Origin of the sequence: Tannerella sp., assembly GCF_052170195.1 — a bacterium.
Classification (GTDB): Bacteria; Bacteroidota; Bacteroidia; order Bacteroidales; family Tannerellaceae; genus Tannerella.
Genome location: NZ_JBQNAZ010000021.1, coordinates 34,639 through 47,655, shown reverse-complemented (window position 1 = coordinate 47,655; position 13,017 = coordinate 34,639). Strand labels below are relative to the sequence as shown.

Below are 13,017 nucleotides of genomic sequence, written 5' to 3'. Positions count from 1 at the left end.
TTATGTTATGCCGTGTAGGGGCGAACCTTGTGTTCGCCCTTTTTTTGTGTGGTGTTGGGTTATCAGAACGCAAATTTCGCAAATGACACAAATGGGCGCAGTACGTACCATGTACCACGCATAACAATTAACAATTGAATTATGTTATGCCGTGTAGGGGCGAACCTTGTGTTCGCCCTTTTTTTGTGTGGTGTCGGCAATATCCGAACGCGAATTTCGCAAATGGGCGCAAATCAACGCAAATGAACACGGTACCCCCCGTAGAGACGCAATTCATTGCGTCTCTACACCATGTGCCCGGCATGACAATTGACCATTAAATTCGTCATATACACGCCATGACGGGCGAACACAAGGTTCGCCCCTACGCGGCATCCGATGGCTGAATGCTGACAGCAGACCGCCCTCAACAACTAAACGGCTAAACAAATCAACCCGATTTGAGGTAATAATGCTTACCTTTGTACACGTCTAAAATCAAATGTAAAAACGTATGAAGAAAAAACAACTATGGAGCCTGGTATGTGCGATGTTCGTCGCAGCGCAACAGGGACAGGCCGAAGAAGCGCGGTTGCTGCGTTTCCCGGCCACGAACGGTAACGACATTGTGTTTTCGTATGCCGGCGATTTGTACAAAGTATCTGCCCGTGGCGGAGAAGCGAAACGGCTCACTTCGCACGCCGGCTACGAAATGTTTCCGCGCTTTTCGCCCGACGGAAAAACGATTGCCTTTACCGGACAGTACGACGGAAATACGGAAGTGTATACCATCCCCGCCGACGGTGGCGAACCGCTGCGCGTAACTTACACCGCCACCAACCAACGCGATGATGTGGGAGACCGCATGGGACCGAACAACATTGTGACCGCATGGACAGCCGACGGCGCGAAAATTGTTTACCGCAACCGGATCGGCTCCGGATTCAGCGGCAAACTGTATACCGTAGCCAAAGAAGGCGGACTCTCCGAAGTCATCCCCTTGCCCGAAGGCGGCTTTTGCAGCTTCTCACCCGACGGAAAACGGCTGGCTTACAACCGTGTGATGCGCGAGTTTCGCACATGGAAATACTATCAGGGCGGTATGGCGGACGATGTCTGGATTTATGACGCCGGAAAGAAAACGGTCGAGAACATCACGAACAATCGTGCACAAGACATCTTCCCGATGTGGGTCGGCGACGAAATCTATTTCCTCTCCGACCGCGACCGGACGATGAATCTCTTCGTCTACGATACAAAAACAAAAACGACCTCGAAGGTAACCGACTTCACCGAATATGATATCAAGTTCCCAAGCACGAACGGGCAACTGATCGTCTTCGAAAATGCCGGCTATATCTATCGGTTCGATCCTGCCGCAAAGAAAGCCGAAAAGGTCAACATCACGCTGGCCTCCGACCATCTGTACGCCCGGAGCGAAATCAAGGACGGCGGACGGTACATGCGCGGAGCCAGCCTCTCGCCCGATGGGAAACGGGTTGTCGTCACGGCACGCGGCGAAATCTTTAACCTCCCCGTCGAGAAAGGCGTGACGAAAAATATCGTCCGCACACCGGGCGCCCACGAACGCAGCGCTACTTGGTCGCCCGACGGCAAACACATCGCTTACATCTCCGACGCAACGGGCGAAACCGAGCTTTACATGCAACCGGCCGAAGGTGGTGAAGCCGTTCAGCTGACGAAAAATAACGATACGTATATCCGTAACTTCGAATGGAGTCCCGACAGCAAATCGATCGTGTACACCGACCGCAAGAACCGAATCAACCTGCTGAATGTGGCAACCAAACAGGTAACCGAAGTGCTGCGCGATCCGAAGAAAGAACCGTATGAGGTCACTTTCTCGCCCGACAGCAAATGGCTGGCATATACACGCATGGCCGACAACGAATACGACATCATTTATCTCTATCGCATCGACGACAAGAAAGAATTTCAGGTAACCGACCGGTGGTACGATTCGGGTTCTCCCACGTTTAGCACAGACGGGAAATACCTTGTATTTACCTCGATGCGCGACTTCAATCCGACCTACGGATCGAAAGAATGGAACCACGTCTACGGTTATTCGAACGGGGTTTACCTCGCGCTGCTGACCAAAGATACGCCCTCCCCCTTCCTGACCAAGGACGACGGGAGCAAAGCCGAACCGAAGAAAGTAGAAATCAACGTAGAAGAAGGCGGCAAGAAAAAAGAGACGGACGAGAAGAAAAAACCCGAAGGCGTCACGGTCAAAGTCGATGCGGACGGACTGAGCGACCGGATCGTGAAAGTCCCCTTGCCGCAAGGATATCACGGTAATCTTTATTCCGACGGGCAAAAAGTGTATTACAGCCGTAACAACTCGACCTATGTCTATGATCTGAACAAACAGAAAGAAGAAACCGTGGCCGAAGGCGCCCGTATGTGGGTGGAGCCGGGAGGTAAAAAAGCCGGATTCTTTAAGAACAAACAATTGTTTGTCAAAGATATTCCTGCCGGAAGAGTCGATCTGAAAGATCCTGTGAACTTCTCGGATATGAAGATGACGATCGACTATGCCAAGGAGTGGGCGCAAATCTTCGACGAAGCTTGGCGCGCTTTCCGCGACGGCTTCTACCTCGAAAATATGCACGGCGTAGACTGGAAAGCGATGAAAAAGAAATATGGCGTATTACTCCCTTATGTGAAGAACCGTCAAGACCTCACCTACCTGATCGGCGAAATGATCGGCGAACTCAATTGCGGCCATGCCTACGTGAACACCGGCGAGACGAATCGCCCGCAACGCATCAAGACCGGACTGTTGGGCGCAGAGATCTCGCGCGACAAGAGCGGCTTCTTCCGCCTCGAAAAAATTCTGCCGGGCGAATCATGGAGCCCCGCTCTCCGTTCTCCGCTCACCGAGCCGGGCATCGAAGCTCAAGTCGGCGATTTCATCGTCGCCATCGACGGAGTGCCGACCAACACGGTTAACGACCTGTATGCCCTCCTCGTAGGGAAAGCCGACGTTCCGACGGAATTGTCGCTCAACGGCAAAGCGCAGCTCAACGGCGCCCGCAAGGTGGTGATCCGCCCGCTCGAAGAAGAATATTCGCTCTATCATTACCAATGGGTAAAAAATAACATCGAGAAGGTTGACAAGGCTTCGGGCGGCAAAATCGGATATATCTATATCCCCGATATGGGAGTAGACGGACTGAACGAATTTGCCAAATATTTCTATCCGCAACTCGACAAGGAAGGACTCATCATTGACGACCGCGCGAACGGCGGCGGTAACGTCTCCCCGATGATCCTCGAACGTCTGGCTCGCGAACCGTACCGCATGACCATGCGCCGCGGATCGACCCGTAACGGTACCGTGCCCGATGCGGTGTTGGTTGGCCCGAAAGTGTGTCTGATCAATAAATATTCGGCTTCCGACGGCGACCTGTTCCCGTGGGGATTCCGCGCGCTTAAACTCGGTAAACTGATCGGAACCCGCACATGGGGCGGAATTGTCGGGATCACAGCCTCGTTACCGTTTATCGACGGTACCGACGTGCGCGTGCCGTTCTTCACAAGCTACGACATGAACGGTAACTGGATGGTAGAGAACAAAGGCGTAGAACCGGATATCCTCATCGACAACGATCCGGTAAAAGAATGGAACGGCGAAGACGAGCAGCTCAACCGCGCCATCGAAGAAGTCATGAAAGAACTGAAGAACCGCAAACCGTTGCCCAAAACTCCGGCGCCGCGGGTGTGGAATAAATAACTCTGATCGATGCCTTCCGTATCTCTGTATGGGATGAAGTACATCTCTGTACAGACCCGGAGGGCATCGATCTTTCTCCGGCATATCAGTACAGTCGGCAATATACAAAGTTCCATTATCATTTATCTATCTCACAAAAATTCACACAAAATCATCATGAAAAAGACAATCCTGTTTATATATATCGTACTTTTCTCACTCGGCGTATCGGCACAATGGAAACCGGCCGGCGACAAGTTAAAAACGGTTTGGGCTGAACGCTTTGACCCGAACCGGGTATTACCCGAATATCCGCGTCCTCTGTTAGAACGACCGGCATGGATGAACCTGAACGGCCTCTGGGAGTATGCGATTCGAGACAAAGGAAAAGCCGAACCGGCCGATTTCGACGGAAAGATTCTCGTGCCTTTCGCCGTAGAATCATCGCTTTCGGGCGTACAAAAGACCGTGAACGAACAGCAGGAACTGTGGTATAAACGTACGTTTACGGTGCCGGCAGCCTGGAAAGGTCGGCATGTAAAACTCAACTTCGGAGCCGTCGACTGGCGCGCCGACGTGTTTGTAAACGATATCTTTATCGGCACACACCAAGGAGGCTATACACCCTTCTCGTTCGATGTAACCCCATTTCTTAAAACAAACGAACCGCAGAAACTCGTCGTACGGGTATGGGATTCGACGAACAAAGGATATCAGCCGCGAGGCAAACAGACGTTAAACCCCGAAGGCATCTGGTACACGGCCGTTACCGGTATCTGGCAAACGGTATGGATCGAGCCGGTTGCGGAGCATCATATCACAAGCGTCCGCTCAATTCCCGATATCGACCATGAAATCGTCGAAGTGACCGTCTCGACCAACGACGATCGGAGCCATGATATCATTGAAGTCTGTCTTTTCGACGGTGATCGTATGGTATCTTCGGCCAAAGGCATCAGTGGAAAGACTTTGCGTATACCGGTTACGAACGCCCGGCTGTGGTCGCCCGAATCTCCGACGCTCTATGCGATGAAGATCAGCCTCACACACAACGGCAAAAAAATAGACGAAGTATCGTCCTATACGGCTATGCGCAAGATATCGACGGCTCGTGACGCCAACGGCATCATGCGCATGCAGCTCAATAATAAGAATTATTTCCAGTACGGACCACTCGACCAGGGCTGGTGGCCTGACGGACTCTATACAGCACCTACCGACGAAGCGCTGCTTTATGATATTCGAAAGACGAAAGATTTCGGATTCAATATGATACGTAAGCATGTCAAGGTTGAGCCTGCACGCTGGTATTACCACTGCGACAGGGAAGGGATGCTCGTCTGGCAGGACATGCCGAGCGGCGACATGGACAATGTGTGGGAGCCGCGTCAATACGGCGGAGGCACAGACAGACAGCGAAGCGAAGAGTCTGTCGCCAATTACTATCATGAGTGGGGAGAAATCATGGACTTGTGCATCTCCCATCCTTCCGTCATTATCTGGGTGCCTTTCAACGAGGCATGGGGACAATTCGACACCGAAAAAGTAACGGCATGGACGGAACATCGTGATCCGTCACGACTCGTCAATCCGGCCAGCGGAGGAAACCATCGCCGGTGCGGAAGCATACTCGACCTGCACAATTATCCCGGTCCGGAAATGTATCTGTTCGATCCCGAACGTGTAACGGTTCTCGGCGAATATGGCGGTATCGGGTTGGCGCTCGAAGGCCATCTATGGTGGGATAAACGCAACTGGGGATATGTGCAGTTTAAAAACAAAGAAGAAGTAACGGCCGAATACGTGCAGTTTGCCAAGACGCTTCAGTCATTCGTCAGACAAGGTTTCTCCGCAGCCGTTTATACGCAGACAACCGATGTGGAAGGCGAAGTGAACGGGCTGATGACCTACGACCGGAAAGAGATCAAAATCAACGAAGCCGAAGTACGTGCTGCCAATCAAGAGGTTATTCGTATACTATCGGAATAGTCTGACGCATTCTCAGAATAGGGGGAAACGGTCGTCGCCGTCGGCAGTGACGGCGATGCACTCGACCTCGACGAGCCATCCCGGACGACAGACCGCAGCACAGACCGTGATACGGGGTATTTGTGGGAAATAAGCGTCTATCCATGTGCCGACCGCTGCGTAATCGCCCGGGTCGCGCACATAGACAATCATCTGCATGACGTTGTGCATGCCGGCATCAGCCTCGGCCAACAACGCCCTGATATTTCCGAATAAACAGTCGAGTTGACCGGAAAGATCGCCGGGATGCACGATCTCGCCATACTTGTTAATGCTTGCCGTACCGGAGATAAAGATATGCCGCCGGTCACCGTATTGCACCATGGCACCCCGCTCGAACGTCACGCCGTATTCGCTCGTTCGATTCAGATGATCAAGCGCATCAAGATAGCGCACCTGCTCCGTTTCCAAGCCGTGCACCGCATACGCATCCATCGTCACCAATGCCCGCGGATCGGTATGCCGTCCCTCAATGCCCGTGCTGGCAATGAAATGACTCTGCGACGTCAGCCCTTCCCGCTCGAAACATGCCCGGCGTGCCTTCACCATACCGGCATAACGCAAATCGACGTCGCGCACAAAAAGCCATGTACGAATACAGTGACGGCTCAACGTGCATGCCTGCGTCGCCAATAAAGCCGTGTAACGGTCAAAAATATCGGCTGTCTGCTTCTCTTCGTCCGAAGCCGATGAGTGAAGTTGTGTATGATAAAAGTGACGATAAGACGGACGGATCAGTTCGGTAGCCTGTACGGACAAGTTTTTAGACACACGTGAACTTTCGGATGTCACCCAATAAGCCCAGAGGGCTACCTTTGTCAGACCGGGCGCCTGCTGTACGACAGACAACGCCGCGTCTTCGTTATCGTATCCACACAAAAAACCGTGTTGATTCATGACATCGCTGAGGAAGTAACGCCTCCAGACGAGTATCGTATGGGGGTATTCGCGCTGCCAACGGATCAAAGCCTCTTCAAGCTGTGTAAATTGCGTTTGAGTATCCGACTCCGATGCCGTGATTCGTATCGACAAATGGTATTCGGCAGCCTGCCCGGACAGAGCAAATTCGCTGTAAGTAGCGAGGACCGGCAGATCCGCCCATTCTCTGTGATGTGTGCAGATCATCGGATATCGAACTGATCCGCATCACGCCAGACCGGAAACTTCTCCCGAAGCGTATCCAACGGCTCCCGCTCCAGCGTACACGTGACGATTGTTTCTTCCTCTTCGCCGGCATCCGCCAGCTTTTCTCCTTTCGGAGTATATATTCTCGAGCTGCCGTGATAAGCGAACTCGCGGCCATCCACACCGACACGGTTCACCCCGCACACATACACCATATTCTCGATCGCCCGCGCATGCAGCAGCGTCTTCCACACATCCCGTCGCACACTCACCCAGTTGGCCACGTAAATCAGCACGTCGTATTCGTTATTCACATTGCGGCTCCAGACCGGGAAACGCAAGTCATAGCAAACCATCGGGCAGATTTTCCAGCCGCGATAATCGAGAATCAGCCGCTTATCGCCGGCCGAGAAACTGCGATCTTCGCCCGCCATACGAAACAGATGACGCTTATCGTAATAATACTCCCGACCATCAGGGGTAATAAAGAATGCACGGTTATAAAAACGCCCTTCTTCCGAAGCGATAAAGCTCCCTGTCACGGCCAAGCCGTATTCTCGGGCCCACTGCTTCACCGAAGCGATCGTCTTGCCGTCGACCGGCTCCGACAGGTCGTGCACGCGCATCGACAATCCCGTCGTAAATAACTCCGGTAAGACTGCCAGATCGGTTTTGCCGGTTAAACCATGCAGCAATTTCCCATAATAAGCCACGTTCTCCGTTCTGTCTTCCCACACAATCGGAGCTTGAATCATACTGACACGCAACGAGCTGTTACTATTCATCGATCTTTCCGTTTCTCTTATCGCGTTCTTCCCCGACTTCCCCGAATTTCTCTCCATGATGGCCTCTGATTCCCTTATAACACGAACGGATATAACGGATGTCCGCATCCGCATCGCCCGTCGGCCGGAAAGTCGACATAATCCCGACTTCTTTCCTGCCGTAATCGATATAACCAAGCTGAATCGGTACCTGTGCCTTCAAAGCGATGTAATAAAAACCACGTTTCCACTCATCGACCCTCTTGCGCGTCCCTTCCGGCGTGATAGCTACACGGAAATAATCGTGTGATGCAAATTCAGCCGCCATCTGTTCGGTCATGGACTGGTTGCGGCTCCGGTCGATCGGTACGCCGCCCATGCTCCGAAAGATTAATCCTAACGGAAAGAAAAACCATTCTTTCTTCATCAGGAATTTAGCTTGTTTCCCGACCGCGTTGTAAAACAACTTGCCGATCAGAAAATCGGTGTTGCTCGTATGAGGGGCTACACAAATCACACACTTGGGAACATCGTCGCCCGTCAGACCGATATTCCATCCCATGCACTTAAGAAGCCATCTACAGATCGCTTTTTTCATGCTTTCTTATCAAGCGCTTCGGTCAATCGGACGATCTCTTCGGCCAACGCATTCCATTCTTTTCTCAGATCAGCAGATAACTTTTGATAATATTTCTTGACCTCTGCCCGGTTTGTGCCCGGAGCATGATGTGCACGGCAAATAAACTCATCGTTCCGATCGCCCATGCGCGTCGCCAATAATAAAACTTTCTCATTGTCTATTTTCGGAAGTAAATAATGACAGATTAACAAGTCGGAAAACAACATCCCGAACAGACGGGAGATATGTTTCTTTAATTTTCTTCTTTTTGCCATTTTAGTTTCTTCTTTTTGAGTTAAACATTTTCTTTTTTTCGACAATCAAAGGTATGACAATTCTCCGGGATTTGGATAAAGAAACACAAGAAAAAGAAAAAAAGACGTATCTTTGCCGGCTAAACAACTACCTTTTATAAGGTTAGACAACTATGATAAAAAAGGCAATAACTCAACCGGATTATATTTTTGAATGCAGCTGGGAAGTCTGCAATAAAGTTGGCGGTATTTATACCGTCTTGTCCACAAAAGCACGCACGTTACAACAGCGTTTTACCGATACGATTATTTTCATCGGGCCGGACCGCGGAAAGCCGGATGCCGATTTTCGAGAAGACCCTGCGCTCTACGCCGACTGGGCGAAAGCGGCAGCTTCCGAAGGACTGTCCGTGCGCAAAGGACGATGGCAGATACCGGGCACACCTCCGGTGATTTTAGTCGACTATCAGCCTTTCTTCGAAAAGAAAAACGAAGTCTATTACGAAATGTGGGAATCGTTCGGTGTCGATTCGTCAAAGGCTTATGGCGATTATGACGAGTCTTGTATCTTCGCCTACGCCACCGGAAAAACGATCGAAAGTTTCTACCGCTTTCATGGGTTGGAACAGAAAAAGATCATCGCCCATTTCAATGAATGGATGCTGGGGTTCGGAGAGCTATATCTACAGAAATACGTACCGCAGATTGCTACGGTGTTCACGACACATGCTACCTCCATCGGACGTTCGATTGCCGGAAACGGTAAACCCCTCTACGGATGCATGAATGGATACGACGGCAATCGGATGGCAAGAGAATTAAACATGGAAGCCAAGCACTCGGTCGAGAAGCAGGCTGCCCGTTATGCCGACTGTTTCACGACCGTAAGCGATATTACGGCCACCGAATGCAGGCAGCTCTTGGACAGAGCACCGGATATCGTGACCCCCAACGGTTTCGAGCCGGACTTTGTGCCTGCCGCTGACGCCTATCCGGCATGCCGTGCCGAAGCCCGTAAGAAGTTGCTTAAGGTAGCCGAAACATTATGCGGCCACCCGATTGATGAAGACGCATTCCTCATCTCGACGAGCGGCCGGTATGAGTATCGTAACAAAGGCATCGACGTCTATATCGAGGCCATGAACCGCCTGCGTACCTCCGGCAAGCTGAATCGGCAGGTCGTCGCATTCCTGCTCGTACCGGCGTGGGTGTTTGCGCCACGGGCCGATCTGAAAGCAGCTCTGGATAATGATTTCCGCACGCCCGAACCGATGCAGACCGCTTTCTTGACGCACTGGCTCCATAACATGCACGAAGACCGCGCTACCCGGTTCATGATTCATTCGGGGTGCGTGAATGCAACCGACGACAAGTTGAAGCTGATCTTCGTGCCCTGCTATTTAGACGGGAAAGACGGTATTTTCAACAGGTCGTACTACGACCTGCTGATCGGTATGGATGCCACCGTCTATCCGTCGTATTACGAGCCGTGGGGATACACGCCGCTGGAGAGCGTGGCGTTCGGCATTCCGACCGTTACGACCGATCTGGCCGGCTTCGGGTTATGGGCCAAAACAAAAGTTTCGGGCGATGATATCGCGGAAGGGGTGGCTGTTATTCACCGGACGGACGACAATTACTTTCAGGTGGTCGAAGATATCTCCACCGCGTTGCTTTCACTCATCGAAAAAGATGCAGCCGAACAGAAACGTATTCGTGAAAGATGTTTCAAGCTGGCAGCTCAGGCCGAATGGAAGCGATTCATCAACTATTATTACGAAGCGTTCGATAAGGCATTCGACAACGCGAAAAAACGCCTCCACGCATAGGCATCAATAAACAACAGGAATATGCAAAAAGCAGTGTAACAGGCTTACATTACGCAAAATTTACACTATCTTTGCTGCCCTTATTCTTATTTTTATAAAAAACAAAAGTATGAAGATTCAGTCAAAGAATTCAAATGATCCGATCTGGAGAGACATATACTCTCATTCCAAACTTCCGAAACAATTAGAACCACTTCACGAAATCGCTACCAACCTGTGGTGGGTCTGGCATTACGAAGGCGCGAAGCTCTTCGGAGAAATTTCGCCCGAGTTGTGGAAATCGACCGAAGGTAACCCCGTTTTATTGCTTCAGAAGTTACCACAGGAACGGATCGAAGCGATTCTGGCCGATCAGAAGTTGATGGACAAAATCGACGACGTATATAAACAATTCAAGAGCTATGTAAAAGTCAAGCCCGATACAAGCAAACCGTCGGTGGCCTATTTCAGCATGGAATACGGACTGACGAACGTACTGAAAATCTATTCGGGCGGATTGGGTGTGCTGGCGGGCGACTACCTGAAAGAAGCCAGTGACAGCAACATCGATCTGGCAGCCGTCGGGTTTCTGTACCGTTACGGCTATTTCACCCAAAGTCTGGCCATGGACGGCCAGCAGATTGCCAACTACGAAGCCCAGAATTTCGCGACATTGCCGCTCACGCAGGTGATGACTGACGACGGCCGTCCGATGGTGCTCGAGGTGCCGTATCCCGAACGGATCGTCTACGCGCATGTCTGGAAAGTAAGCGTCGGGCGTGTACCGCTTTACCTGATGGATACCGACATACCCGAAAACAGCGAGTGGGATCGCTCGATCACCCACCAGCTTTACGGCGGCGACTGGGAAAACCGCATGAAGCAGGAATACATGCTCGGCATCGGCGGTATTTTGCTATTGAACAAGTTAGGACTGAAGAAGCAGGTCTATCACTGCAACGAAGGCCATGCCGCACTGATCAACGTACAGCGGCTCGTCGACTATATACAGAACGAGAAGTTAGACTTCAATCAGGCGCTCGAGGTCGTTCGCGCCTCCTCGCTCTACACGGTTCATACGCCCGTTCCCGCAGGCCACGACTATTTTGAAGAGTCGCTTTTCGGCAAATACATGGGCGGATTCGCGGAGAAGCTCGGCATCAGCTGGCAGGACTTTATCGACATGGGACGTACGAACCCGGGCAGTCAGGAAAAATTCTGCATGAGTACATTCGCCCTCAACACCTGTCAGGAAGCCAACGGGGTAAGTTACCTCCACGGCATCGTATCGCGCCAGATGTTCGCGCCGGTATGGAAAGGATATTTCCCCGAAGAGCTGCACGTGGGCTACGTGACCAACGGGGTGCACCTGCCTACATGGATGGCTACCGAATGGAAAAAATACTGTGCGAAGAATTTCGACAAAAGTTTCTTCAAAGACCAGTCGAACAAAGCAATCTGGGAAGCCATCCAACATGTTCCGGACAGCGACATTTGGGAAATCCGCAGGGCGCTCAAGCATAAACTGATCGAATACATCAAAGATCAGTACCGCGACAACTGGCTGAAGAATCAGGGCGATCCGTCGAAAGTAGTTACGCTGATGGAAAAAATCAACACGAATGCGTTGCTGATCGGCTTCGGACGCCGTTTTGCCACATATAAACGGGCGCACCTCCTGTTCACCGATTTGGACAGGCTGGCCAAGATCGTCAACAACGAAAAGTGCCCGATACAATTCGTATTCACCGGGAAGGCGCACCCGGCCGACGGCGGCGGGCAGGGACTGATCAAGCACATCGTGGAGATTTCGCGTCGTCCGGAATTTCTGGGCAAAATCCTCTTCCTCGAAAACTACGACATGCGTCTGGCACGCCGTCTGATTTCGGGCGTCGACATCTGGCTGAATACCCCGACACGACCGCTGGAAGCATCCGGCACATCGGGCGAAAAGGCCGAGATGAACGGCGTACTCAACTTCTCCGTGCTCGACGGATGGTGGTACGAAGGCTATCGGGAAGGAGCCGGCTGGGCGCTGACCGCACAACGCACGTACGACAATCAGCAATATCAGGATCAGCTCGATGCCGCGACGATTTACCATCTGCTCGAAGACGAGATTATCCCGCTCTACTTTGCCAAGAACAGCAAAGGTTATTCGCCCGAGTGGATTCAGTACATCAAAAACTCCATCTCGCAAATCGCACCGGATTACACGATGAAACGCATGCTCGACGATTATATCGAACGGTTCTACAGCAAGCTGGCCGCACGATCGACTTCGCTCATACGGAACAATTACGCCGAGGCTCGAAGCATCGCTGCATGGAAGAAAGAAGTGGCCGAGCACTGGAACGATTTTGAGATCGAATCGTTCGAATATAGCGAAGACGCTGCGCATCCCATGGTAGGCGACGAATACGTTGTCCGGATTGTCATCGACCGCAAGAGCCTCAAAAGCATGCTCGGCGTCGAAATCGTCTACACGCGCGAAAACCCGGAAGACCATACGACCGAATTTGTTTCGGCCACTCCGTTCCAACTGAAAAAGGTAGACGGCACGAAACTGCATTTCGAACTGAAAAAGAGAACGAAAGTCTACGGACATCTGCGTGTCGGATTCCGTGTTTATCCGGTAAACGAACAACTGCCTCACCGGATGGATTTCGCGTACATCCGCTGGGTTCAGCCGTAAACATGC

8 protein-coding genes are annotated in these 13,017 nt (G+C 51.6%); 4 read left to right on the top strand and 4 right to left on the bottom strand.

Going from position 1 to position 13,017, the window contains the following annotated elements; translation table 11 throughout:
- Window positions 1-493: 493 nt before the first annotated feature.
- Window positions 494-3,739: a S41 family peptidase gene (locus ACTTKA_RS07360; protein WP_442724527.1), complete on the top strand. Its 3,246-nt coding sequence runs from the start codon at window positions 494-496 to the stop codon at window positions 3,737-3,739.
- A 156-nt stretch (window positions 3,740-3,895) separates the two neighbouring features.
- The gene (locus ACTTKA_RS07355; RefSeq protein ID WP_442724526.1) at window positions 3,896-5,707 is read left to right on the top strand and encodes a glycoside hydrolase family 2 protein; all 1,812 of its coding nucleotides are present in this window, start codon (window positions 3,896-3,898) and stop codon (window positions 5,705-5,707) included.
- 12 nt (window positions 5,708-5,719) lie between these two features.
- On the opposite strand, the gene ACTTKA_RS07350 is transcribed toward ACTTKA_RS07355, so the two are convergent.
- From ACTTKA_RS07350 to ACTTKA_RS07335, 4 genes are read right to left on the bottom strand one after another with little or no spacing between them, the layout of a single operon-like run.
- Window positions 5,720-6,871, bottom strand: coding sequence for a Rid family hydrolase (locus tag ACTTKA_RS07350; RefSeq protein ID WP_442724525.1), 1,152 nt, complete (start codon window positions 6,869-6,871; stop codon window positions 5,720-5,722).
- Window positions 6,868-7,656, bottom strand: a complete 789-nt coding sequence (locus ACTTKA_RS07345) for an amidohydrolase (protein ID WP_442724524.1) — start codon at window positions 7,654-7,656, stop codon at window positions 6,868-6,870. Before ACTTKA_RS07345 ends, ACTTKA_RS07350 begins: the two co-directional genes overlap by 4 nt.
- A complete protein-coding gene (locus ACTTKA_RS07340; protein WP_442724523.1) occupies window positions 7,649-8,233 on the bottom strand; it encodes a lysophospholipid acyltransferase family protein in 585 nt (194 codons plus the stop codon). Before ACTTKA_RS07340 ends, ACTTKA_RS07345 begins: the two co-directional genes overlap by 8 nt.
- The gene (locus ACTTKA_RS07335) at window positions 8,230-8,529 is read right to left on the bottom strand and encodes a hypothetical protein (RefSeq protein WP_014226372.1); all 300 of its coding nucleotides are present in this window, start codon (window positions 8,527-8,529) and stop codon (window positions 8,230-8,232) included. The genes ACTTKA_RS07340 and ACTTKA_RS07335 overlap by 4 nt, the downstream gene beginning before the upstream one ends.
- Window positions 8,530-8,681: 152 nt before the next feature.
- On the opposite strand from ACTTKA_RS07335, the gene ACTTKA_RS07330 reads away from it, so the two are divergent.
- Window positions 8,682-10,337: a glycogen/starch synthase gene (locus ACTTKA_RS07330; RefSeq protein ID WP_442724522.1), complete on the top strand. Its 1,656-nt coding sequence runs from the start codon at window positions 8,682-8,684 to the stop codon at window positions 10,335-10,337.
- Between the two features lie 109 nt (window positions 10,338-10,446).
- Entirely contained in the window at window positions 10,447-13,011 is a 2,565-nt protein-coding gene (gene glgP / locus ACTTKA_RS07325) for an alpha-glucan family phosphorylase (protein ID WP_442724521.1), read from the top strand.
- Window positions 13,012-13,017: the final 6 nt, after the last annotated feature.